This is a genomic window from Paenibacillus tianjinensis, from assembly GCF_017086365.1.
Taxonomy (GTDB): Bacteria; Bacillota; Bacilli; order Paenibacillales; family Paenibacillaceae; genus Paenibacillus_AQ; species Paenibacillus_AQ tianjinensis.
Window position 1 is genome coordinate 5,133,059 of record NZ_CP070969.1, and the last position, 24,787, is coordinate 5,157,845.

Genomic DNA, 24,787 nt, shown 5'->3' on the forward strand with positions numbered 1-24,787 from the left:
TTTTTTATTGACAGCCCCTATGCAGGGATTTATGATAAATCCAGCATAAATGATAACGATTATCATTCACACGTGAGGACGTTGCTCTACTATTTTTCACATAAACAAGGGGTGTTCTAAATGAAATTTAATTACGCTGTTCCCGCCGGGCTGCTCGTTGCCTCCATTCTGTTCACCGGGTGTGCTAGCAATGACAACAACAATAACAACAATTCAGGTAATGAGGCCGCTGCTGCAAGCAGCAGTAATGCAGCCAATGCGCCCGCTTCAACAACCGCACCCGCTGCTGCCGATTTAACCTCAGCTATTGAACAATACCGCAATTATGTAATCGAGCAATGCGATGAGTTCGTCAAGATGACCGAAAGCTTCACCACGGCTGTAAAAGCCGGGCAGCTTGAGGAAGCCAAAGCGCTGTACGCACCTTCACGCATGCACTATGAACGGATCGAACCGATTGCCGAAGCGCTGGGGGATCTGGATCCGAATATCGATGCCCGGGAAAATGATGTAGATCCCGCTGACTGGCGCGGCTTCCATAAGATTGAACAGGCCCTCTGGCAAAAAGGGACGACTGACGGGATGTCCGAAGTCGCGGACCAGCTGTTAAAGGATGCGCAGCTGCTGCGCGCCAAGGTAGAAACCACCGACATCGATGCCACGCTGCTCGTTACCGGAGCCGTCGGCCTGCTGAACGAGGTCTCCTCCTCCAAAGTTACCGGTGAGGAAGAACGTTACTCCCATACGGATCTGTATGATTTTGTAGCCAATGTTGAGGGAGCACAGAAAATCTACGAGCTGCTGAAACCAGAGCTGGCGAAAAAAGATCCTGCACTGGACCAGACGATCGGCGAACGGTTCACCGCGCTGCTGAACGAACTGGCTCCTTTCAAATCCGGTGACGGCTATGTCTCCTATGAAACCCTGAAGGAAGACGAGGTCCGCAAGCTGAGCCAGAATCTGGACGCTTTGGCTGAACCGTTGTCCAATATGGGTACTATTCTGGGAGTGTGACCGGTATGAAAAAGGATAAATCCGCAAAACCCGTGACGAAGCCGATTGAAGGTGTAATGGATCAAAAATTAAGCCGCCGCGATATCCTGCGGCTTACCGGCGTCGGCGGCCTGGGGCTGCTGCTGGGCGGGACCGGGGCAGGCAGCCTCATCGCTGCCCGTAAGGCGTCCGAGCCTGCCCCCGCAGCACTGGCTGCGAATGCTGACACCATCCCGTTCTACGGGAGCCATCAGAGCGGAATTCTGACACCTGCGCAGAATTTCATCGTTTTTGCGTCCTTTGATCTGACGACAACCAAGCTCGCCGAGGTGAAGCAGCTGCTGGAAGCATGGACCACCGCCGCCGCCGCGCTCACTTCAGGCAGCCTGATCGGCAACGTCAATGACAACCCCAACCTGCCTCCGTCCGATACCGGAGAAGCCGACGGGCTCTCCCCCTCCAAATGTACACTTACCTTTGGGGTTGGGCCTGCCTTTTTTGACGGACGTTTCGGGCTGGCTTCGAAGCGTCCGTCTACGTTTGCGGATCTTCCGGCTTTTGCGGGAGATGCGCTGGAGCCGCAGTGGTGCGGCGGCGATCTCTGCGTGCAGGCCTGCGCCGACGATCTGCAGGTGGCGTTCCACGCCATCCGCAATCTGGCGCGTATTGCCCGCGGTACAGCAGTGCTGCGCTGGACGCAGGAGGGCTTCCAGCGGACCGGCGGCGCCGATCCCAAAGGCGGCACGCCGCGCAATCTGCTGGGCTTCAAGGACGGTACCGGCAATCCGGATGTGACGGATGCAGCCGCAATGCAGGAAATCGTCTGGAGCGGCAGCGGCGACGGTCCCGCCTGGATGAACGGCGGGACCTACATGGCCGTACGGCGCGTACAGCTGCGCGTTGAGGTATGGGACCGCTCCCCGCTGAGCGATCAGGAAAATACTTTCGGGCGGTACCGGCAGAGCGGTGCACCGATCGGTGCCAAGGACGAATTCGCCGACCTTAATCTGGAGGCGAAGGACGCGGCCGGGCGACCGGTGGTTCCCCCGAATTCCCACAGTGCGCTGTCGCATGGGGACGGATCGGTCAAGATTCTCCGCCGCTCCTACTCATACTCCAGCGGAATGAATCTCAAAACAGGCCAGCTCGATGCCGGTCTGCTGTTCATCAGCTTCCAAAAGGACCTGGTGAAGCAGTTCGTCAGCATCCAGCAGCGCCTCGCCAAAAGCGACATGCTGAATGAATATATTCTCCATACCGGCAGTGCCGTCTTCGCCTGCTTCCCGGGTGTCCGCGAGGGCGGATATATCGGGGAGACGCTGCTTGGCTAAAGCATATGATCACGAATATCATGGAACGGAAGGGGTAACCCCTATGGGATGGTTGTTACATAACAATTGGCGCCGCATGCTGGCCGCCGCGCTCTTAGGCGGCCTGCTCCTGCTGCTGCCGGGCAGGCCGGCAGCCTTCGCCGCGGCGGCGGAGCCGGCGCTTAGCGAGCTGCTGCCGCCGGTCGGCAGCGCGCTCGTCGAAGCCGGCCAGGGCCGCTGGGACGCGGCCGCCGCCGATGTGGAATCGTTCGCAGCGCTGTGGCGCACCGCGAACGAAGGCACGCCGGACCCGGCACTCGCCGGTCCGGCTGCCGAAGTGGACGCCGCACTCGCAGCTGCGGCGTCGGCCTTAGATGCGGGCGAAGATACGCCCGCATCTAAGGCGCTGTCCACGCTCGCCAGAAGCGTGGACGCGTACATCACTGCCGCGTCAGGCGGCAGTGACGCCAGCGCCGCCGGGCGCAGCGCGGCGGTGAAGCTGCTGCCCGCGGCGAAGGCCACGCGGGATGCGGCGCTGCGCGCCGACTGGACGGCGGCGGCTGAGGCCTACCGTACCGTCGTGAACAGCTGGGCGCCGGCGGAGCGCGGCATACGTGTCGACAATCCGGCGGTTTACGCCCAGCTTGAGACGAAGATCAGCCTGCTGCGGATTGCGCTGCAGGCCGAGCCGCTCCGCGAAGAAGCGGCCAGAGCCGAAGCAGAGGCGCTTTATACGCTGCTCTCCGATTACAGCGAAGGCAAGGCCATCGCTGCGGGTGATTCGTCAGCGGAGCCTACTTCCATTGAGGGGCTGATCAGCTACCTGAAGCAAGCATCCGCTGCCGCTACTGCGGGGGATAGCTCGGGTGCAGCCGGGATCATGGAGCAGTTCATCGTCGCCTGGCCATCGGCTGAAGGGCAGGTACAAATCGCCTCGCCTAAAACGTACACGAATATCGAGAATGAAAGTGCAGACGTCACCGGCAAGCTGCTCTCCGATCCGCCAAAGCTTGCAGAAGCACAGAAAGTGATCGATAACATGCTGGCAGAGCTGACGCCGCTTGCCGGTGAGACAACCTATACCGCCTGGGATGCTGCCCTGATTCTGCTCCGTGAAGGGCTTGAAGCGATTCTGGTGCTGTCTGCCCTGCTGTCCTATCTCAAAAGAGAAGGCGGTAAGGGAACCCAGCGCTGGGTCTGGTCAGGTGCTGCTTCCGGTCTTATCCTCAGTATAGGTCTTGCCTTCCTGCTTACACTTACGATATCGCAAGCGGCTTCCGGAGGAGCCCGGGAGCTCATAGAAGGAATTACCGGACTTGTTGCCGTAGTAATGATGCTCACCATCGGACGCTGGATGCACAACAAATCGAACACTGCCGCCTGGAACCGGTATGTGGGACGGCAGGTGGATGGCGCACTGGCCAAAGGCAGTCTGTGGTCTCTATTTTTCGTGGCGGCCCTGGCCGTTCTGCGGGAAGGCGCCGAGACAACGATTTTTTATGCCGGGATGGCTTCCTCCATTACAACCCCGCAGCTGCTGCTCGGGATTGGGGCTGCGCTGGCCGTGCTGATAATCGTGGGGTATGCCATTATTGCTCTGAGCGCCAAGCTGCCGATCGCTGCGTTCTTCCGCGTAGCCACTCTGCTGATCTATTATCTGGTCTTCCGCTTCCTTGGCGAGAGCCTTCATTCACTCCAGGTGGCCGGTAAGCTGCCGGCGCATGTGGAGAACGCATTACCTGCTGTAAGCTGGCTTGGGCTGTTTCCGACCTGGGAAACGCTGCTGCCGCAGCTTGTGGTGCTGGTATTTATCCTCAGGGAGATGCTGCGCGGCAGAACTAACAGGAAAACACGTACAGCCAACTAATATCATCACTAGCTATAAGAGCGGAGAACCATTACCCGAAGGCTTGGGAGGTTCTCCGCTTTTTTAGGCTGCATACTATCTGTCCCACATTCACCTATCTGTCCCCCATTCTCCCATCCAGCGTCTCTTACATCCATCCGTGCATTTCCCACTAACCGTAACGCTCGCTTTAACTGGATGAAGGCACAGTAATGGGATTTTCTCCATCTAGTTCCTCTCCACTGGACGATAACAGACGCTAGTCGGATTTTCTCCATCTAATATCTTACGTATGGCTCAAAATCAGCATTTTTTGGAGTGTTAGCGGGAGTTTTTCCACCTAAATTACGTTGTTAGGTGTAATAATGGAGATTAGTTGGAGGTTTTCCCACTATTATCTCATCCGTTGATCATTCGTTTCTATACACTTAGTTTGCTGATCAACACATCTAAATCCACTTTATATCTATTTTATATCTACTTTATATTTACTTTATATCCTTTTAATATCCGCTCGTATCCGCAAAAACTCTTGCTTGCATCCGGCAGGAATATGTTTTATTCTGATTATGAAAATAATTTTCTCAAATATACACATAATAATTAAAATAATTTCAGTTATGAAGTTGTTGTCCGTATTATGAAGAAAAGAAGGTGGAGAAATGTCTCCTATCCTACATGCCCTGGAGCATGAGCAGGCAAGCTTCTCCCAGATGGAGCGCAAGCTGGCGGAGCGCATCCTGTCCTCCCCCGGAGAAGTTGTTCATATGGGGATCACAGAGCTGGCCGAGCAGTGCGGGATCAGCCCGGCTACAATCACACGTTTTTGCAAAGTACTGCATTTCAAAGGCTTCCCTGATTTCAAGGTCAAGCTGGCAGCAGAGCTTGCACATAGCGACGCCTCTCCCCAGGAGGGCGGATCCTCCTATCAGGACATTGTCGCCGGAAATCCGTTATCGGTCATTGTTGAAGCAATGCAAGCCAATCACCTGACCTCCATCCGGGATACCACCTCGCTGCTTGACCTGGAGCGGCTGCAGAGTGCCATTGATTTGTTGTGCCACGCCCGCCGGGTCGATCTGTACGGGATGGCTACCTCGTCGATCGTCGCTCAGGACTTCTACCAGAAGCTGATCCGCATTGGGGTGAACTGCACGGCTTTTGCTGACTCCCATATGCAGATCACTTCCGCTTCCTCACTCTCCAAGGGTGATGTAGCCTTTGCAATCTCTTATTCGGGCGAAACCCCGGAAACCATCGATGCGTTAGCCTGTGCCGGAGCCAGCGGCGCATCCACCATTTCGCTTACGTCGTACGGCAGCAGCACACTGGCTACGCTGGCCGGCATTCCCTTATTCTCCTCCTCATTGGAACAGGGAATGCGCCGTGGGGATATGGCTTCGCGGATCGCACAGCTGCATATCATTGATATCCTGTTTACCGGGATGGTCAGTACCCGGTTCGGGGATTTCATCCCTAAGCTTGAGCAGTCTTATCTGAATGTCCAACATTACCGTCATAAACGGGGAGGCCAATCCTAATGAACATTCTTAAATTCAACAATGAAGAAGATTTCACAGAAACCGGTGCGAACCTGATTGTCAGCCTGCTGCAGAGCAATCCCAAAGCCGTGCTCGGCCTGGCTACCGGAAGCTCTCCGGTCGGCGTATATGCAAGGCTCGTGGAAATGCACCGCAAAGGCATCGTCAGCTTTGCCAAAGCCTCATCTTATAACCTGGATGAATACGTTGGCTTGCCGGAAGATCATCCCCAGAGCTACCGCAGCTTCATGAACGAGCATCTGTTCAATCATGTGGACATCGACCTTGCCCGTACCCATGTTCCTAACGGCAATGCACCCGATCTTACTGCCGAGTGTCTGGCCTATGACCAGATGCTGGAGGAGAACGGTCCGGTGGATCTGCAAATTCTCGGCATCGGCAGCAACGGCCATATTGGCTTCAATGAACCGGACGCCAGTCTTAGCAGCGGAACTCATGTAGTCGACCTGCTGGAAGAAACCCGGGAAGCCAATGCCCGCTTCTTCGACAAGCTGGAGGACGTGCCCCGCCAGGCGGTGACAATGGGCATCGGCGGTATCCTCAAAGCGCGGCAGATTGTCCTGCTGGTGCGTGGTGAAGAGAAGGCCGAAGCAGTTAAAAATGCGCTGGAAGGTCCTATTACCACCCAATGCCCCGCCTCGCTCCTGCAGAGCCACCCCAATGTTGTCGTGCTGCTGGATAAAGGAGCTGCAAAATGGCTGAAATAACCCCTTCCGGTGAGCTGCTCTACGGAAAAGTGCTGACCCCTTCAGGGCTGGTAGAACAGGGGGTGCTCGCTGTCTCCAGCGGGGTCATCCAGTATGCAGGAGAAGCGGCCTGGCTGCCCGCGGCTTATTCCCACTGGCCGATGGGATGTAAAGAGAACAGCGGCCTGCTGATTCCCGGCTTTGTCGACGTGCATGTGCATGGCGGAGCCGGTTACGATTTCATGTACAGCGACAGCGACTCCCTGGAGACCATTACCCGGTTTCACGCATCACATGGAACCACTACGATGCTGGCTACGACCATGACTGCTGCCAAAGCGGATATTGACCGGGTGCTTGCCGAGGTGAATGCCTACCGGGCAGCTGAGATGCCTTATGCCCAGCTGGCCGGTGTGCATCTGGAAGGACCGTTTATCAGTCCGAAATGGCCGGGTGCACAGAATCCCGGGCATATTGTGCCTGCCAGCATTGAATGGCTGGAAGCCTGGGAGCAGCAGTACCCGGGATTGATCCGCCAGGTTACTCTGGCACCGGAACGCGAAGGCGCACTGGAAGCGGTCTCCTGGCTGCGGAAGCACGGAATTACAGCCGCTCTGGGACATACCAACGCTACCTTCGAGGAAGTTACCGCTGCGGCGGATGCCGGACTGAATCAGGCTGTGCATATGTTCAACGCCATGACCCCGCTCCATCACCGCAAACCGGGAGCTGCCGGTGCCGTAATGTTCGACGAGCGGATCCGCGCAGAGGTCATTGCTGACGGCATTCATGTGCATCCGGCGGCAATCGGCATTGTCGCCCGGCTTAAGAAGAGTGCTAATCTGCTGCTGATTACGGACGCGATGTCCGCAACCGGACTGGACGACGGAGAATATACGATTGGCGATCTGCCCGTGCTTGTTAATGGCGGTGTTGCCACCCTGAAGGATAATCCCGAGGCATTGGCCGGAAGCACGCTCACGATGATCCGCGGCTTCCGCTTTCTTATTCAGGAAGTGGGCCTCAGCCTCGAAGAAGCTTCAAGAGCGGCTAGCTTTACACCTGCCGTTTCCCTTGGCCTGCAGCGGACCATAGGATCCCTGGAGGCTGGTAAACGCGGCGATATTCTGCTGCTGGATGAATCGCTGAACCTGAGCGGTGTATGGATAAACGGCCGCAAAGTTGTCCGGTAACAATGCCGCTTATAACCGCTAACAACCGCTATAACCTAAGGAAGCAGCCATCACAGGATGGCTGCTTTTTATTGTGACGTAGGGCCGGTACGTAAAGAATAGCCCAAACCATTTCCAGGCATACTAGCCTAATCCATTCTTGCGGCGTGGCTGCTGGCTTTAATACCCGCTGCGTGTAGGGAAAATACGTTCAACCATGGTGCCGAATTCCTTAGCAAAGCCTTTTAACGGATGGCCTGCACGGAACTCTTGAGCATAATAATCTGCCCGTTCCACAAAGTCAGGATTAGCCGAAACGTAGACATTCCTGATGCCCGTGTTTTGCTTTCTTACTACGGAAGCGATTCTATCCTTCATATCCGTAGTCAGGTCATTGTTATCATTCATCTGATAGCTGTTATTTGGAGCGACACTGCGCGTGCCGATCCCGGTTCCCATACTATCATCGATATCCCGCTTCATACGGGTTCCATCGGTATAATTGCTGCCGGATAGTATACCATTTCCGCCGTTGCCCGGATAGGCTCCCGGATTCGCGGTACCGGCTCCACCTACCGTCCCTGTCCCGGTATTACTCTGCGGTATGCCATTCATGGATCCGCCCATGCCGGTCATGCCGGGAGTGCCGTTAACCGTTCCTCTTCCGCCAGTTCCATTCCCTGCATTCATTCCGTTAGTCATCGGTCCGCCGGTGCCGGAGGTATTGTTTTGGAGGCCGTTGCCATTGTTATAGGTACGGTTATTAGTGCCCAAAGTATTCGGCTTCCCGTTTGTTTCGTCAAGCTTTACGGCAACATAAGCGCTTGTTCCGACCACCATAACATTTGCGGTGCTTACCTCAGGCATAGCAGCCACACGGTCAGCAAGCTCCTGGCTCATCTCCATTTTGTCATAGGAATTATTATTCCGGGCCGAATTCACCTGAATCCGTCCGTCATGCGTTCCCCGGACACTGTTCGGTTGCACATCCGTGCTGTTTGCCGAATTGTTAGTTCCGCAGCCAGTAAGGCTGACCATCCCCAGGAGCAGCGCGGCTGTGACTGACGTGCTAAGCTTTGATCGCAACATGAATTCATCCTCCATCTCTTGACTGTGATGTGCAGCATAACAAGGCTTAGCATAGCCTGCAGCTGGCCGGGCTATCCTGAAAGGATTTGGCACATGCTCCGGTTCACTGTCACGCGCGGAGAAAGATTCGCGTATCCTATAGACAGTAGGGCTCCGCAAGGTGAACTCAGGAGGGGTGAGCATGAAGGTTCTATTTACGTTTTATGTACCCAGCGGCGGGGTGGAGACTCTGAACACGCTGCGGTGTGAGAGTCTGCAGCGCGAGGGCATTGAGTGCCACGTGCTGTATCTCATGCCGGGTTCCTCAAACCAAAACCAGCCGAACTACCCCGTATATATCGCTTCAGGGGATGAAGAAATCCGCATACTGCTTGAAAAAGAGCGTTTTGACGCCATTATTGTAACCTCCGATTACTTATTGATGGAACGCCTGCGCCAGCTGGGCTATGGCGGCATTCTGATATATGAATCCCAGGGGCTCGGAAGACGCAGTGATGCGAAGGATATGATTATAGATGCCGTTCCTTATCTGCGTTCCTATTGCAATGCCGTGCTGATTCCGCCTACTGAACATCTGCTGGAACTATTCATCTCGATCTGCCCCTGGCTGCACCGTTATGTCATTCCGAACATCGTCGATGTCCAGTCCTTCCGGTTCCGTCCCGGGGAACCGCCCCGTGACCCGGTTATCGCCTGGGTAGGGCGTCTGGAGACCAATAAAAACTGGAGTGAATATCTGAAGATTGCTCATCAGATCCGCCGCTGCAAACCTGACCTTCATCTCTGGATGTTCCATGATCCCGAGCTGGCCAGTGAGGAACAGAAACAGCTGTTTCATGAAGAATTGCATGCCCTGGGATTGAACGACCGGCTTGTGGTGTTCACCAATATTCCCAACCACATTATGCCCCTCTATTATTCTTCTATCGCCAGCTCCGGCGGTTTCCTGCTGTCAACGTCGATTACAGAAGGATTTGGTTATGCGGTTGCAGAAGCTGTCTGCTGTACCTGCCCTGTCCTTAGCACCGATTCCGACGGTGTCCGGTCTTTTATCGTCCATAACTATTCCGGCAAATTTTATCCGCTGGGCAATGTTGAGGCGGCTGTTGCAGAAGGTCTGGAGCTCATGAATAATCTGGAGCTGCGCAGCAGCATCCGGAGCCAGGGCAGAACGCATATGGTTTCACGTTTCGGCTCAGAGCGTTACGCCCAGTCGTTCCGCGAAATGATGAATTCCTTCGGTATTTTCTAATCCTTATCAGCAAAAAAGTCTTCAAGCCTGCCGGTTCACACAATACCGGGGTTGAAGGTTCTTTTTTTGCACGCGGCAGGCCGGGTTCAGCCTTGCTTCGAGACCATCTCAAACAGCTCAGACTGAAAAATCTGCGCGCTTCTGTCCCAAGTGAACTGTAATGAGTCACTCTCCCCTTTGCGGGCAAGACGTTCGCGCAGCGCCTTGTCACGGATTAATGAAATAATATCCTGGCCAAGCCTGTTCTCGTACCGGTAGGACATCAGACAGTTATGGCCGTGCCTGCAGTACTCCATATTGCCTCCTGAATAGACCGTAACCAGCGCTGCGCCGCAGCGCATCGCCTCAAGACCGGGCAGGGAGCCGGAATCGAAGGTGCTGGAGCTGACAAAAATGTCGCTTTCATTATAGTGATAGCTCAATTCCGTATCATTAGAAGGCGTGCGTAAATGGTAACGGTGATCATTCAGCATCATCTTTAATGCAGCCGACTCAGCATATTCACCCGGAGGTGTAATCAGATAAATTTCCACCTCGGGGTGCAGTTCCTTGACCCTGTTTAGCTGCTCCAGAAGATACTCCTGCTCCCGGTGACCCGAGAATCCGCCTTCCGGCTTACGCAGGATTGCGGATACGACAAGACTTTTGCCCGCTGCCTCGCGCATATGCATATTCGTGAAGTCAGCGTTTACGCCAACCGGCACAATTCGCCCTTTGATGCCATGGTTAAGCCGGACGATTTCCTGCTGCCAGCGTGACAGCACCATCAGATTGCGGGTAATACTATAGGAAGCAAACGACTGGTTGTTATGTGGCAGAAAGGTTGGTTCATAGCAAAGTGCAAGCCTTATATGCAGCCCCTTCCCCTGCTCGCTCGCCCTCTGGGCTACAGGTACAGTGGTATAGTAATTCGAGATGATGACATCACCACAGGGAAAATCATCCTCTGACAGTTTTTCGATCTCCCGGCCGAATTCTATCCTGCATTTCATCTCATACTCCACATTGCCTCCGCTGGGCATCAGGATCACCACTTCATGGCCGATGTCGCTCAGCCGGTTGGCTAATTCCGCCAGCATCCGCTGCGCGCCTCCCCTGGACAATGTCAGAATCGGGAATGTCAGCCTCATTGCCCTCTCTCCTTTCTCAGCAGCTTGGCGAGAACCCCGTTGTGCCTTGCCTGTACGACTTCAATCTCCCGGAATTGCGCTTCATTGTGAATGACAGATCCCATCTCCTTGTGGACACGGTAATCCAGCAGCGGCTCTCCGATATAGGACCATTCGTAGTGCGGCAGAATACGCAGCCACAGGTCGTAATCCTGGGTATACAGGAACCTCTCATTAAACAACCCTACTTTGCGGAAAATATCCATATTGAGCAGAACAGAGCTGCCGTTAACCGGACAGCCCTTCATCATGGTCTCGATCATTTCGGTCCGGCCGGTTAACAGAACACGAACCACCTCGGAGACCCGTTCCCCGTGTTCATTAATGTAGTAATAAGCCGTATGATTAAAAGAGGTGCCCGTCTGCGTGAGGGTGATCATCTGCCGCTCTATTTTATCCGGGTGAAACAGGTCATCCGCGCTTAACCAGGCAAAATAAGCTCCGCTGGCAGCCTGTATTCCCCGGTTGAGCGCCGAGGCCGTGCCGCCGTTAGTCTTACGTATATATACAATTTTGTCCATGAACGGAGTGAGCTTCTCGGTATGCAGGGTGGAACCGTCATCCACCACTATGAGCTCAATATCCGGATAAGTCTGGGCAAGCACGCTTTCCACCGCAAGATGAACATAAGGGCAATTATAAAACGGGATGACCACCGAAACCTTGGATTGCAGATTCATGCGCTCACCTCCTTCCCGAGTTCGTAGGCTAGACTGTTTTGCAGGCGAGTAAAGCATCCAGCGGCTGGTGGTCTGGCCCGAACGCTTCCCGGAAGGCCGGATTCTCGGCATGATGAAACCCTTTAAGCACCGTAACCGAATAACCCAGCCGCTCCTGTGCCTCTGATAATTCTCGCCCTGCAAATGAAAATGATCCGTTCCTTCCTGCGGAAAAAAGCCGCGCGGTGTAAACACGACTACACGGTTAGAAGCAATAATCTCAGCTTTTCTCAGAAGCTCCATTCCTTCCGCCATGGTGAAATGCTCCAGGGAATCTATCAGTGTAACCGCCGAAAAGGTTCCCGGCAGAAACAGCTTATCAATATGGCCGGCATCGGCGTGAAGCGGAATAATATGCGGTGCTTTGTATTTGCGGTGCAGCAGATAAGGTCTGTGAATGTCCAGGCCAATCACCAGAGCAGCCTCATAACGTTCAAGCAGTGTACCTGTGCCGCTGCCGATATCCAGAATGCTCTCGGAGAATTTCAACTGCTCCAGCAGAACCGGCAGGAAGTCATACACTTGAATTTCCCGGTACATAGGCTCTCCTCCCCCAAATGATATACATGTACTCATCCGCCCATAGAGGCGATAAGCTCGCGCAGCATTCCCTGATAGCGGCTGTTCGTCGCGGCGGCTTCCGCCATAATGACGTCATAATGCTTGAGTGTGCCCATTCCGCTATGCCGACGGTAGGCCGTTAAGGACTGGTTCAGCATAACCGGCGGGTAACCATTAAGAATCGCCCGGAACCACAAATCATAATCATGCGTGTAAGGCAGTGACTCATTGAATAAGCCGATAGCTCCAAACAGCTCACGCTTGAACATTACCGTACAGCCGTTGATGGGATTGCCTTGCAGGAAGCAGCGTAAAAATTCCAGCTGGTCCGGAAATACAAGTGAAGCGTTCATATCGGTCAATTGCGATTCCCCGTTAATATAATTGAAGTTCGTATACGAAATCAGGAGTCCGTTTTGTTCCATAAACTTTACCTGATTGTTGATCTTATCATGGTAGAACATATCATCTGAACTGAGCCAGGCAACATAGTCCCCCGTAGCATGGATAACCCCGTGATTCAGTGCAGAAGCTGTTCCCCCGTTGGCTTTGCCAAGGTAATGGATATGGTTCAGATACGGAGCAATCCGGTCTGCATGAACCGTAGATCCGTCATCGACTACGATGATCTCATAAGGCTGCCAGGATTGGGATAAGGCGCTTTGCAGCGCCTGTTCGATATACGGGCAATTATAAAAAGGAATAATAACCGAGACCTTCGGATAATTCATGTTCATGACAAACTTCCTCCCCTGCCGGAACGGTAATAGTCGACAATATCCTGTATGGAATGCTCAAGGCTGATTTCCGGTTTCCAGCCAAGGATAGCGGCATTCTTTTCCGGCCCGTCAGCAGCATCCGGCTCACCGGAGTCTGCCGGCTTCACCGGCTGCACTTCCGCAGTATCCGTCCCCCAGTCCATGAAGACCGGTGCCTTCGCATGAGCCAGCAGCTTCCCGGCAATATCCCCCAGACTCCGCTGAGTTCCCGAATCAATGCGGTAGACAGCTCCGGCCTTGCCCTGGCGCAGAATGTAGTCGTAGGCCCGCACGGCATCACGCACATCCAAAAAGTCCCGCAGCACATGCCTTGAAGAGAGCCTGAACGTCTGCGGCTCTGTAGTCCTTCCTGCCGCAGCTTCTTCACTGCGCACAATATGCTGCGCCAAGAGCGAACAGAAGCCGGTCGAAGGGCCGGGGCCGATCAGGTTGCAGGGCTCAGCCAGCAGCACGGGCTGTTTGAACAGCGTCCCCCAGGCCAGTGACACCAGCTCCTCCAGCGTTTTGCTGAAGCTGTACGGGTGGGGCGGCCCGTCGGCCGTTCCAGGTCTGTATTTGAGCCTGGAGCCGGCCACCAGAATCCGGCCTGCCGGCCGGGCACGCAGCGCTTCAAGCAAATACAGGGTAGCCATTACATTGGTCTCCATGTAGAGCAGCGGATCCCGCCAGGATTCCGGAACGGAATTCTTGCCCGCCAGGTGCAGCACCTCGTCCGGCGCTGCTTCTGCAATCATAGCAGCAACAGCCTTCCGGTCGCTGAGGTCGCATTCCTGCACCCTTACACCCTCCGGGAAGCCTGCGGATAAGGCGGCCGGACGGCGTACCACCGCTGTAACCTCCGCTCCTGCAGCATGGAAATAAGCTACAGCATGCCGTCCGGTAAAGCCGCCGGCTCCAGTAATCAGCAGCCTCCGCCCCTTCATGTGGACATCGCTGACTGGTTCATCCACTCCGCCAGCTCTGAGAGCATTACCGGATAGGAAGGAAGCTCGAAATGAACATCGGTTCTCGTACTAACAAGAGTACGATTCTGAACATGAACAGAATCCGGCATGATCTCGACATCCTGTTTGTGAAATGCATGCTGCATATGAAGCAGCAGCTCGTATTTGCTAAGCGGCTCGGGGTGGGCCAGATGGATCAGGCCGGACACCTCCGAATCCAGCATCTTGTCAACCGCTTTGGCCAGCTCAAGCGTGGTCACTCCATTCCACATGACCCGTTCATAACCGGAGACCAGGCCCTTCTGGGCCAAGAACCATTCCATCAGCCCGATTCCGCCGCTCCGGATTTCCGGACCGATGATAGAGGTGCGGATCGTCAGATGGCCGGGTGCTCTGACTTCACCCAGACTTTTGGTAATGGCATAGACGGAAGTGCCGTCGGGCGTATCCTCTTCCGTATAACCGCCGCGTGTTCCTTCGAACACGCAGTCGGTGCTGATATGAATCAGCCGGGCATGCACGGCGTCCGCAACCCGGCGCAGCCGGTGGGGCAGAAAACCGTTCACATGATATGCACCGATCCGGTCACGCTCGGCAAATTGATTAAGGACCCCGAGTGCATTGATAATGCAATGGGGGGAGACCATTTCGACCAGTTTCTCTACGCCGGCAATATCGTCGGCATCCACATACAGCCCGCCAAGATCGCTTTTATCCCGGGTTGTATGGAAGACGTGATGTTTGCCCTGGCGGCGAAAATACGCCGCCAGCATATGACCCGCCATACCGTTTCCGCCGAGGATAAGGAGTTTCACTCTAGGAACCCTCCCCGGATCAGGATGCTCTTGATCTCCTCCTGATCCATCAGATTATTCTCCGAGCTGAAGCTGTTGAAGGACACATGCGGATAATTCCGGTAATGCTCTTTCAGCTCCGGCATATCCAGCGTCGGGAGAATGACCAGGTACTGCTCATCGTAGACAACAGTAGTCAGACTCTCGAAATCGCTCATCAGAATTTCATGAATTTTCTCCCCGGGACGGATGCCGGCTTCAATAATGCTGACATCGCTTTTTCCGGAGGCTTCGATCAGCACCTCGGCCAGATCGACGATCCGGCAGGTCGGCATCGTCATGACGAAGATTTCCCCGCCGATGCTGACCTCGGAAGCTTTGAACAGCAGGGTAATCGCATCACGGAGCGTGAAGAAGAAGCGGGTCATTTTCATATCGGTAATGCGCACCTGTCCCTTATCCTTGATCTGCTTCATGAACAGATGCACCACACTGCCGTTGGTGCCCAGCACATTGCCGCCGCGTACGGTTACGAACCGGGTGCCTGAGCCGAGCAGATTGGCATACACGAACAGCTTTTCGCCGATGGCTTTGGTCATGCCGTAGAAGTTAGACGGATTCGCAGCTTTATCGGTGGAGATGTAGATCGCTTTCTCTACGTTGTTGGCAATGGCTGCTTCAATGACATTCTGGGTGCCGACCACATTCGTTTTGAGGGCTTCATACGGCTGATCTTCGCACACCGGAACATGCTTCAGTGCAGCCAGATGGAACACATAGTCCACACCGCGGCACGCAGCCACCAGCGCATCCTTGTCTCGGATATCTCCGATAATGAAGCTTAGCCGGTTATCTTCGTATTCCCTGCTCATCGCTACCTGGGCAGACTCGCTGCGGGAGAAGATAATGATCTCTTTAGGATTTTGCGGCAGAAGCTGCCGGATAAGTTCATGCCCCCAGGAACCCGTTCCGCCGGTGACCATAATCCGTTTATTATTAAACATGCAGGTTCCCTCCAAGCAAAAATTTAACTACTTTAGCCGAGACATCCGGTGTCAAATATCCTTCCGGTGCCTCCCATTCTGGACTCAGTGACGTCATCAGCCGGGTACAGCGCAGAATGCTGTTCTGCTCCACACCTGACACTACATTACTTCCGCAATCCACCGTCTCCGGACGTTCAGTCGTCCTGCGGATCGTTACGGTTGGCACGCCCATCAGGCAGCATTCCTCCTGGACAGTTCCGCTGTCGGTAATCGCACAGAGGGCATACTGTTCCAGATGGACAAAATCAAAAAATCCGAAAGGCTCATGGAATTCCACCAGCGGGTTCATGGTCAGCGGGAATTGCTCCGTCAGCTTGGAGCGGGTGCGGGGATGGATACTGCAGATCAGGCGGATTCCAAAATGCTCAGCCACCAGATTGAGGCCTGACATGATCTGCAGCAGTGCCTCAGGATCATCCACATTCTCCGCCCGGTGTGCGGTCACGAGAAAATACTGGCCTGCCGTCAGATTCAGGCGGGATAGAATATCACTGCTGTTTATTTGCGCCTGATAATGCGTAATGACTTCATGGATCGGGTTGCCGGTGAGCACGATACGCTGGCTGGGAAAGCCTTCACTGACCAGATGCCGCTTGCTCTGCTGCGTATATGGCATATTAATGGTGGAAACGGCATCTATGACACGGCGGTTTTTCTCTTCCGGCACTTTTAAATCGTAGCAGCGGTTGCCCGCCTCCATATGCACTACCGGAATGCCCATCCGCTCTGCGAGAATGGCACACAGCGCACTGTTCGTATCCCCGAGGAGCAGAATGCGGTCCGGCTGCTCCTGCAGCAGGATGCCCTCCAGGCTTCCGAACATGGCGGCCAGCTGCCCGCCCAGTCCCGCCTGCTTATCCTGCAGCACATAATCCGGTGCCCGCAGCCCCAGCTCCGCGAAGAAAATCCCGCTGAGACTGGCCGTGAAGTTCTGGCCCGTATGCACCAGCACATGCCGCTCCGCATGCTCGTCGAGCAGCGGAATGATTACGCTGAGGCGGATGATCTCGGGCCGTGTGCCCAAAATCGTCATGATCTTCATGGGTTCACTCCCCTTTGTGGTTAACCCGCCTTATGAATAGGGCAGGGTGGATTGATGTCTGTTGCAGCTTCAGCAGCCTGGCTGGCGGCCGCGCCTTACCTGCGGCGCGGCTACCGGCGGCTCTTCGCGCGCCGCCCGGTCCGTCTGCCGCGGTGCTTCCGCCCGTGGCTGCTCTTGCGGCGCGCCTTGCCTACGGCGCGCCGCCCCGTCCCCCGGCGCTTGCTGCGGCGCGCCCGGGCCTTGGCGCGGCTCAGCTTGCCGCGCCGGAGCTTCGCGCGCCGCAGCCGTGCAGCGCGGCGTGCCTTACCGCGCGGCGGCTGCGCAGCCGCCGCCGGTTCGACGCCCCCCGGTGCCGGCGGCACGGGCGGGGCGGGTTCGGCGCCGCCGGACTCAGGCGGCGCGGGGTAGTAGCGGAGCTGCCAGCGCTCCGCAAGCCCCTGCAGGCGCGTGCGGTAAGCCGCCGGTCCGTAGACGGCGTCGATGCGCTCGCGCGCCTGGCTGCCGATGGCGGCGGCCAGATGCGGCTCCGCCAGCAGGCTGTTCACGCGCTCGGCCAGTGCGCCGATGTCCGCCGCCGGGGCGAGCAGCCCGCCGCAGCCGGCGGCGTGCAGCACTTCATACAGTCCGCCGGAGTCATAGGCGACAACCGGCTTGCCGAAGGCCATTCCTTCCAGCGCCGTCATGCCGAAGCCTTCGCGGATCAGGCTGGGAACAACCAGCAGATCCATCGCACAATAGGCGGAAGGAAGGGATTCTTCATACCCGTAGAATTTAAACCGGGAGGTCAGCCCCTCGAGCTTTACCTTGCGGACGCAGCGTTCATAATAGCTTTTGTCTCCCGGAGTGCCGATGACGAGAAACTTAGCGTCCGGATGCTGCGCGCTCACCAGGACCGCCATTTTGACGAAATGCTCAAGTCCTTTTTCTTTATTAATGAAAGAAGAAATATAGCCGATGAGCGGTTCTCCGGGCGCTACCCGCAGTTCCCGCCGCCGTTCGCTTCGGAGCGTACTCCAGGCTTCCACCATCATTTCTTGGTCATTCCAGGACGGCGGAATCTGTGTCACCTTGCCCTCACGGATATCCTCGGGAAAACAAGCCGCTGCCGTATGGGAAATGGCCAGTATCTCATCGCTGTTCCTGTGGATCAGCTCCACGCTGATTCCGGTGTAATCGTTGTCGGTGATCGTCTCGGAGATCTTCCATACGACTGGAATGCCCAGTGACTTCGCCGCCATCGCCGGCAAAGCATGCACACAGGTGCTTGAAATAATGAATGCCGGCCGGAGCGCGGCAAGCCAGTCTGTCAGCTCGTGGTATTCCCGGCTCTCCTGAAGCTTGCGGATATCCGCCTCAAGTCCCGCATAAGGGGTATACATTCCGTAGACCAGAGGAATCGGGATCACCTGTACACTCAGCCCGGAGCTGCGCGCCTTACGGGTAAGCTTCCCATCCTGGGGGGCTACGAGAATACAGTTGAAATAGGAAGACAGCTCCCGGGCGAAGAACAGCAGCAGCTTCTCTGCACCCGTTATACTGCGTGTATTGGAAACGTGGGAAAAGAGGACAATTGTAGCTTTGTCGGCCATGGTGTTTCGGCGCTCCCTGGCAAAGGGCCTCGAGCGACCATTCACCTCCTTCAAAGTTTTACGAAGCTCAGGCTACGAAGCACTTCTCCGCAGTAAAACTCGCTTCGGAAGCATTCCCTTTGTTTTATGAAGCATCAGCTACAGGATAATTCTTCGCAGTAAAACCCGCTTCGGAAGCATTCCCTTTGTTTTACTTGACTCTTGTTTCAGTTGAAGCTGGCCCTGACTGCGTCTGGCAAGGGGGCGAACGCCAAGGTCCAGTACACAGTATATTGAGGGGGAACAGATGCCGGCACGACACCTGTCCCCTGGTAAGCGCACATTTTCACGTTTTGCCTCCGCTGCCGGTTAGCCGTAGATTATGGTTAACAGCTGGTTCAGGCGTTTAGTGTAGGTATGATCCTTCAACGTCCGTTCAAAGGCGCGCAGCGCCATATCCCGCCGCTGCTCCTCATGGGTCAGGTAATAACGGATTTTATCCATCATCTCCTGCGGGCTTGAGAAGGTATCAATTTCTTCACCGACCTTGTAGAAGGTGCCCATATCATCTCTGGCATCGCTCAGCTGCAGCGTACCGCTGGCTGCGATTTCGAAGGTGCGGGGATTGGGTGAGGCAGCCGGAATATACAGCTTATTGTTATTGTCCATTTCATCCACATGGGCACGGTGAAGATTAATAACAATCTTGGAGCCGCTATAGGTGACCGCAGTCTCCTGGGGAGTCATCCACTTGCCGATTTCAATACGCTCCCCGTATAGCGGAGCCTCAGGCAGACGGTCCCACCAAATGCCGTTAATGACCGTGTTGTAGCTCATCAGCTCCGGCATAATGTCACGGAAGAAATTGATCCGGTTCCAGTAGGCAGAGCCGATGAAGCTGACATCCCGTTGTACCGGTGAACGCCCTGTCGTCGGGCGATAATGCTCCCGGTGGGCGGCAAAAGGCAGGTAATGTACCTCAGTGCAGCCAAGGCCGCGGTAAATTTCCACGCAATTGCGCTCCAGTGTGAACACATAGTCATAATGGGCTACGATATTAACCGTGAAATCTGTATAATACGGATCATCCGTCAGCCAGATCGCGGTCTTAATGCCCCTGCCCCGCAGCTGGGCAACCTGATCAAGCGGCAATTCAAGGCCGTCCAGCACCAGTACCAGATCCGGCCGCTGCGCGTCTGCGAGCCCCACCAGATTCTGGCGGACATCGGTAATTGTGACTTGAGTCGTCAGTTTTTGCAGCGCATAAAGAACGGCTTCATCCAGCGGAGAATAAGGATAGCCTTTGCCCGAAGCTACATACATCACATGAAGGTTCCGCACCGGAATCGGCTCCTCCGGACGGCCGTCCAGAATGGCGAGCCTTCCCCGTAAATATCCCTCATCGTAGCCTATCTTGAAGCCGGTCAGGCGTCCGCGCAGCTTTTCTTCTTCCGCCGGTGTCCGCGGCAGCGGAGGTGCGGGCATTATAAATTCATTGTTCATGAGTAATCGCTCCTTCATCCCATTCTGATTTCACAGTTGTGAAGTAATCACATTCAACAATTGAGGCAGCCTTGCGGTGAATGTATGATGACGCAGTGTTGTCTGCAGCCCCCGGAGGGCAAACTTCCGGCGCTCTTTCTCATGCTTCAGGTAATAGTCGATTTTGCGTTTCAGCTCTTCGGTGGAGGCGAAGGTCTCTAAGTCATGGCCCGGGCGGTAATAGCTTCCTAAATCCTCACGGATATCTGTCAGCTGCATGGTTCCGCAGGCACTGATTTCATAGGTTCGGGGATTAATAGAGCGTGACGGCAGCTGAAAGGTGTTGCGGTTATCCTGCCCGCCTTCCCACGGCCGGTGGATATTAATGACCAGCTTAGCACCGCTGTAATAATTTGCCGTTTCCTCCGGCGGGATAAAGCCGCTTTTAATGAAAGGAGACAGCTCTTCGAACTGGCTCAGCCGCTCCCAGAAGCCGCCGGCGATCAGCACTTTCTTGCCCTTAAGATAGGGCGCCAGCTCGTCGAACAGTGCAGTACGGTTGCGGAAGGCGTTGCCGATGAACACAATATCAAACTTATGCTGCGGTCCTGTCCTGCGCGGATAGAACATTTGGGGATTCACGCAGAGTGGAAGGTAATGAACGGAGCCCGCCCCGAGCGAGCGGTAAAACTCCACACATCCCAGCTCATGCGTAAACACGTGATCATAATGCAGGCAGATGACGGAGGTATCTTCGGTAAAATAAGGGTCATCTGCAAACCAGATTGCTGTAGGAATCCCGAGCTTTTTGATTTCATCAATTTGTTCCAGGTGGTTCTCCGGAAACACATGCAGCCCGTTCATGACGAGGACTGCTCCCGGCATTTCCCGCGCCGCAACCTCCAGCATCGTCTCAGGTGTGCTGAGCACCAGCTCACTTACCAGCAGCCTGAGTGCTTCTGTGATCCCTGTGTCTATCGCCTCAAAGCCTTGGGGCACATACATCAGCTTGAACGGCCGGCATGCTGCCACCTCTGGAGAATTCAGGCGTTTCACAGCTTCACATAAGCCGAGACGGTATCCTTCCTGATAGCCGTCCCGATAATCCCGCGGACGCGTTCTTCTCTTTTTTGCTTTCACGGCTTTCACCCTGCCCCGTCATATTCTCAAGACAGTAGTACTATATGCGGAGTCAGCATCCGCCTCATGGACATCTGCCACGACTGAACATAAATTGGCAGATGCCCCCTGTCGATCACCCGGGTTGCCCGAACCTTTGCCGATCCCTTCCACTGGGATACACTTGTACCCTGTCACAATGCCCCTCTGAAAAGTTGTAAAAATACCTTTGTTCCTGCCCTTTCCGCCCGCCAGCTCGAAATCAAAGGGAAAAATACCTTTGTTTCCGCCTTTTCCACCAGCCAGCGGGAAATCAAAGGGAAAATGCTGTTAGTCTTAAAAGTGGACACCCGTTAAAAGCCCAGAGATAATGAGATTAACGAGGAGGTGTCCACATGAGTGGAACACGAAAAAGCTATAACGACGAGTTTAAAAAGCAGACGGTAAAGTATATCCAAGAGCAGACCAAGACGGTGGCGGAACTGGCCCAGGAGCTCGATATCCCTGCAAAAACCCTACATCAATGGCTAGGAAAATACCGGCAGTTTCAGAGTGAGCCTGTGTCCAGTCCGGAAAAGGTTAAAGAGCTCGAGCGCCAGCTGAAAGAACGAGATCGGCAACTGGCCGACTTGGCCGAGGAAATGGAAATTTTAAAAAAAGCAGTGCACATCTTCAGCAATCCAAAGAACTGAGATTTCAGTTTATCGAAGATCACCGCTCCCGGTATTCTGTGGAGAAGATGTGCAGCACCCTCGAGGTATCAAGGAGCGGGTATTACAAGTGGAGAACCGCAAAGCCAAGTCTACAAGCAGCCCGGAAAGCGCTGCTGTGCCAGCGGATTACCTATTATTTTCACGATACAAAGGGCCGCTATGGCAGTCCCAAAATCACGATTCTCCTGCAGCGTGAAGGCCATGTAGTCAGCGAGCGCACCGTAGGGAAGTACATGAGAGAGCTGGGTTTCCGGTCCTGTGTAGCAAAGAAATTCCGCGTGAATACGACCGACTCCAACCACGATTTGCCTGTTGCACCTAATTTACTGAACCAGCAATTTTTCACCGAAAAACCGAATCAGACTTGGGTCGCAGACATCACCTATATCCCCTGCCGGGAAGGGCGGATGTATCTCGCCAGCGTGCTTGACCTCTGCACCCGGGAAATCGTAGGTTGGAGGCTGGGCGACCGTATGACCACCGATCTTGTTTTAGGTGCCCTGGACGATGCTTACAAGGCTAAACGCCCCAAGAAAGACCTCATCCACCATTCGGACCGCGGATCACAATATGCCTCTGCCGACTACCGAAAACAGTTGAAGAAATACCGCATGAAGGCAAGTATGAGCCGCAAAGGCAACTGTTACGACAATGCCTGTATTGAATCTTTTCATAGCCTGTTGAAAAAAGAGTTTGTGTACTGTACTCGATTTAAAACAAAGAAACAGGCCTATGAAGAAATCTACCAGTACATTGAATTTTTCTATAACCGCAAACGAATCCACGGCGCTCTGGGCTACATATCTCCGGTCCAGTTCGCCGCGAAATTCAAGCGAAAAGCAGCTTAATTTTGTCTTTTGGTGTCCACTTTCTTGACGGAGGTCCAAAAATACCTTTGTTTCCACCCTTCCCGCCCACCAGCGGGAAATCAAAGGGAAAAATACCTTTATTTCTACCACTCCCGCCCGCCAGCGGGAATTCAAAGGGAAAAATACCTTTGTTTCCACCCTTCCCGCCCGCCAGCGAGAAATCAAAGGGAAAAATACCTTTATTTCTACCCCTCCCGCCCGCCAGCGAGAAATCAAAGGGAAAAATACCTTTGTTTCCACCTTTTCCACCTTTTCCACCCTTCTTGCCGTGACCATCCCGCCACCAAACACACAAAAAAGACATCCGGGCGGGATAACCGTCCAGATGTCTAAGATATACAGCTCTCTATTCTATTATTTCCTAATAAGGCACATCGTCTTTGTCCGTGAGGCAGTCGGTATATTCATTCAACAGTGCATCCAGCTTCACGGATTGGCGGAGTACTCTTATATCCTGCATTCCAAATTCCAGGGCTAGTCTGTTCAGCTCCTGCCTTGCCTGCTCAATTCTGTCCCTATGATCATCATTCCCCATAGCGGCCTCCTAACTCAGATGAGGCTGTACAGCCATTTGTTAAACTTTTACTAAAGTTCCAAACACATTGTATTCGAAAATGAACCGTGGGTCAATTCCTAGATATTCCAAAGATGCGTCTTCCCATACTTACGGCCATGTGCACAAGCCCGCCGAACATGATCACGGCCATCAGATCAAAACTCACATTGAACAGAAACAGATGCTTGCCGATATCCGCCCTGCCGTCGCCAAGGACCGGGACCAGGAATGAGAACAGTCCGATCAGCCCGATCAGCAGCAGCAGTTCTCCCGCGATCCGCCCCGCCAGCTCTTTTGTACGGAAATAATGGAACAGCACTCCCGCGTAATACACCAGGTAGAATAGAATGAGGAAGCCGAGGGTGTGAGGAATATGCTTGTCTTTAAACTGGCTCCAGACACTGTAGGTATGGCTCAGCGCTCCAGCCGGTTTCCCCTCCGCCTTCTCATAGTTTCCCAGATACTGCGGGCGGATGTCCATACTGTTCTTGGCTGCATATTTCATATGCTCTATCAGCCGTCCGGGATGCTTAATATAGAAGAAGAGCACATCCTTGTGGGAGACCCGGTCATAGAAATCCGGCGTAAGCGACGGATCATCCTGTTTGATGGCGGTGTCCTTCTGGAAATAATTCGTTCCCGCCAGCACCTCAAGGTGTTCCGGCAGTCCCAGATCGCGCAGATCTCCGCGTACATCCGGTGATTCATTCAGAATCCCGAAAAACACAGTCTGATACAGATTGATATGCTTGAGTTCCTTGGGGGCTGCCATATACAGCACTACCGAGACCAGAGCCACTGCCACCGCGAACCGGCGGGCCAGCCTCCGGAAGTTCCCCTCCCCGGGAAGTGCTCCAAGCCGCAAAAAAATCAACGAGAAGACAAGCCCGACCGGAGCATTCTGGATTTTGGAGCAGATCAGGAACAGTACAGCTATAAAGAACAGCGTGAGCCCTTTCCGGGTGGGCCTTTCCTGTACCGTCAGCCTCAGACCAAGCGCAAACGTAAGCAGCATCGATACCATGGACACCGGTTCGCCGAAGAGCGAATTGAAATAAGCCAAATATCCGATATCATAAAAGACAAATAACATCCCGGCCCCCAGCAGCAATCCTGTCACCACAGAGTACTTAGCTCCGAGCTTCACAATCAGCCAGGTCGCGGCAAGCAGCAGCAGCGCATACACCGCTCCCAGCAGGCGGATATCAAAATAACTGCCATGAAATACTCCGGAGAGGAGTCTCGGGACCAGTACCAGCAGAATCTGTGAGGAAGGATAGAAGCCTTGAAACAGATTTTCATAGGAAAACCTTGCATGGCTGAAGCTGAAAAAACGGTCAGCATAACTCTCTGCAGCATTATAGTAATTCAGCCCGACGGTATCCATCATCCGCTTGAAATCCCCGTTGTCAGCTACCCCGATAAAAGGCTGCAGGAACAACAGGTAGAGAATTAGGCCGCAGCCGGCAAAAGCTACCAGATACTCGGGTTTCAATATTCTTTTTTTCATAGCTCC

General features: G+C 54.4%; 22 protein-coding genes and 1 pseudogene. 9 read left to right on the forward strand and 14 right to left on the reverse strand.

Annotation, left to right across the window (positions count from 1 at the left end; translation table 11 throughout):
* Positions 1–120 precede the first annotated feature (120 nt).
* From efeO to nagA, 6 genes are all read left to right on the forward strand, one after another.
* Complete coding sequence (gene efeO, locus JRJ22_RS23760; protein ID WP_206101797.1) at positions 121–1,014, forward strand: iron uptake system protein EfeO; 894 nt, start codon at positions 121–123, stop codon at positions 1,012–1,014.
* A 5-nt stretch (positions 1,015–1,019) separates the two neighbouring features.
* Entirely contained in the window at positions 1,020–2,324 is a 1,305-nt protein-coding gene (gene efeB / locus JRJ22_RS23765) for an iron uptake transporter deferrochelatase/peroxidase subunit (RefSeq protein ID WP_206101798.1), read from the forward strand.
* Between the two features lie 43 nt (positions 2,325–2,367).
* A complete protein-coding gene (locus tag JRJ22_RS23770) occupies positions 2,368–4,170 on the forward strand; it encodes an FTR1 family iron permease (RefSeq protein ID WP_232380937.1) in 1,803 nt (600 codons plus the stop codon).
* 641 nt (positions 4,171–4,811) lie between these two features.
* Positions 4,812–5,690 (forward strand): MurR/RpiR family transcriptional regulator, encoded by an 879-nt coding sequence (locus JRJ22_RS23775; RefSeq protein ID WP_206101800.1) that lies wholly within the window; start codon positions 4,812–4,814, stop codon positions 5,688–5,690.
* The gene (gene nagB, locus JRJ22_RS23780; protein WP_206101801.1) at positions 5,690–6,418 is read left to right on the forward strand and encodes a glucosamine-6-phosphate deaminase; all 729 of its coding nucleotides are present in this window, start codon (positions 5,690–5,692) and stop codon (positions 6,416–6,418) included. Before JRJ22_RS23775 ends, nagB begins: the two co-directional genes overlap by 1 nt.
* On the forward strand, positions 6,406–7,590 hold the full coding sequence (gene nagA, locus JRJ22_RS23785; RefSeq protein WP_206101802.1) for an N-acetylglucosamine-6-phosphate deacetylase: 1,185 nt from the start codon (positions 6,406–6,408) through the stop codon (positions 7,588–7,590). Before nagB ends, nagA begins: the two co-directional genes overlap by 13 nt.
* Positions 7,591–7,749: 159 nt before the next feature.
* On the opposite strand, the gene JRJ22_RS23790 is transcribed toward nagA, so the two are convergent.
* On the reverse strand, positions 7,750–8,658 hold the full coding sequence (locus tag JRJ22_RS23790) for a YhcN/YlaJ family sporulation lipoprotein (protein ID WP_206101803.1): 909 nt from the start codon (positions 8,656–8,658) through the stop codon (positions 7,750–7,752).
* A gap of 181 nt (positions 8,659–8,839) precedes the next feature.
* Here JRJ22_RS23790 and JRJ22_RS23795 point away from each other — a divergent pair, with 181 nt between their 5' ends.
* Positions 8,840–9,910 (forward strand): glycosyltransferase family 4 protein, encoded by a 1,071-nt coding sequence (locus JRJ22_RS23795; protein WP_206101804.1) that lies wholly within the window; start codon positions 8,840–8,842, stop codon positions 9,908–9,910.
* 86 nt (positions 9,911–9,996) lie between these two features.
* Here the strand turns inward: JRJ22_RS23795 and JRJ22_RS23800 are convergent, their stop codons facing one another.
* The 10 genes from JRJ22_RS23800 to JRJ22_RS23845 form a co-directional block, all read right to left on the reverse strand.
* Positions 9,997–11,040, reverse strand: a complete 1,044-nt coding sequence (locus JRJ22_RS23800) for a glycosyltransferase family 4 protein (RefSeq protein ID WP_206101805.1) — start codon at positions 11,038–11,040, stop codon at positions 9,997–9,999.
* The gene (locus JRJ22_RS29355; RefSeq protein ID WP_232380938.1) at positions 11,037–12,338 is read right to left on the reverse strand and encodes a glycosyltransferase; all 1,302 of its coding nucleotides are present in this window, start codon (positions 12,336–12,338) and stop codon (positions 11,037–11,039) included. The genes JRJ22_RS23800 and JRJ22_RS29355 overlap by 4 nt, the downstream gene beginning before the upstream one ends.
* Before the next feature lie 32 nt (positions 12,339–12,370).
* Positions 12,371–13,096, reverse strand: coding sequence for a glycosyltransferase (locus tag JRJ22_RS23810; RefSeq protein ID WP_408637852.1), 726 nt, complete (start codon positions 13,094–13,096; stop codon positions 12,371–12,373).
* Positions 13,093–14,088 carry an NAD-dependent epimerase/dehydratase family protein gene (locus JRJ22_RS23815; RefSeq protein WP_232380939.1) on the reverse strand — a complete coding sequence of 332 codons (996 nt, stop codon included), beginning with the start codon at positions 14,086–14,088 and terminating at the stop codon, positions 13,093–13,095. The genes JRJ22_RS23810 and JRJ22_RS23815 overlap by 4 nt, the downstream gene beginning before the upstream one ends.
* Entirely contained in the window at positions 14,058–14,897 is an 840-nt protein-coding gene (locus tag JRJ22_RS23820) for a dTDP-4-dehydrorhamnose reductase family protein (protein WP_206101806.1), read from the reverse strand. Before JRJ22_RS23820 ends, JRJ22_RS23815 begins: the two co-directional genes overlap by 31 nt.
* The gene (locus JRJ22_RS23825; RefSeq protein WP_206101807.1) at positions 14,894–15,880 is read right to left on the reverse strand and encodes a polysaccharide biosynthesis protein; all 987 of its coding nucleotides are present in this window, start codon (positions 15,878–15,880) and stop codon (positions 14,894–14,896) included. The genes JRJ22_RS23820 and JRJ22_RS23825 overlap by 4 nt, the downstream gene beginning before the upstream one ends.
* Positions 15,873–16,964 (reverse strand): non-hydrolyzing UDP-N-acetylglucosamine 2-epimerase, encoded by a 1,092-nt coding sequence (wecB, locus tag JRJ22_RS23830; protein WP_206101808.1) that lies wholly within the window; start codon positions 16,962–16,964, stop codon positions 15,873–15,875. The genes JRJ22_RS23825 and wecB overlap by 8 nt, the downstream gene beginning before the upstream one ends.
* Before the next feature lie 110 nt (positions 16,965–17,074).
* Positions 17,075–18,553, reverse strand: a complete 1,479-nt coding sequence (locus tag JRJ22_RS23835; RefSeq protein WP_206101809.1) for a glycosyltransferase — start codon at positions 18,551–18,553, stop codon at positions 17,075–17,077.
* A 348-nt stretch (positions 18,554–18,901) separates the two neighbouring features.
* The gene (locus tag JRJ22_RS23840; protein ID WP_206101810.1) at positions 18,902–20,035 is read right to left on the reverse strand and encodes a CgeB family protein; all 1,134 of its coding nucleotides are present in this window, start codon (positions 20,033–20,035) and stop codon (positions 18,902–18,904) included.
* A gap of 30 nt (positions 20,036–20,065) precedes the next feature.
* Entirely contained in the window at positions 20,066–21,163 is a 1,098-nt protein-coding gene (locus JRJ22_RS23845; RefSeq protein ID WP_408637853.1) for a CgeB family protein, read from the reverse strand.
* Positions 21,164–21,528: 365 nt separating this feature from the next.
* On the opposite strand from JRJ22_RS23845, the gene JRJ22_RS23850 reads away from it, so the two are divergent.
* Together JRJ22_RS23850 and JRJ22_RS23855 are read left to right on the forward strand one after the other, a co-directional pair.
* Entirely contained in the window at positions 21,529–21,825 is a 297-nt protein-coding gene (locus tag JRJ22_RS23850) for a transposase (protein ID WP_206100472.1), read from the forward strand.
* Positions 21,819–22,694: pseudogene (locus JRJ22_RS23855) on the forward strand (IS3 family transposase); the annotation flags it as partial. The gene JRJ22_RS23850 and the pseudogene JRJ22_RS23855, both read left to right, overlap by 7 nt.
* On the opposite strand, the gene JRJ22_RS23860 reads toward JRJ22_RS23855, so the two are convergent.
* From JRJ22_RS23860 to wsfD, 3 genes are all read right to left on the reverse strand, one after another.
* A complete protein-coding gene (locus JRJ22_RS23860; protein WP_206101812.1) occupies positions 22,675–23,019 on the reverse strand; it encodes a hypothetical protein in 345 nt (114 codons plus the stop codon). The pseudogene JRJ22_RS23855 and the gene JRJ22_RS23860 sit on opposite strands and share 20 nt — an antisense overlap.
* Positions 23,020–23,076: 57 nt before the next feature.
* Positions 23,077–23,250, reverse strand: coding sequence for an aspartyl-phosphate phosphatase Spo0E family protein (locus JRJ22_RS23865; RefSeq protein WP_082452049.1), 174 nt, complete (start codon positions 23,248–23,250; stop codon positions 23,077–23,079).
* A gap of 91 nt (positions 23,251–23,341) precedes the next feature.
* Positions 23,342–24,781, reverse strand: a complete 1,440-nt coding sequence (wsfD, locus tag JRJ22_RS23870; protein ID WP_206101813.1) for a glycan biosynthesis hexose transferase WsfD — start codon at positions 24,779–24,781, stop codon at positions 23,342–23,344.
* Between the last annotated feature and the right edge of the window lie 6 nt (positions 24,782–24,787).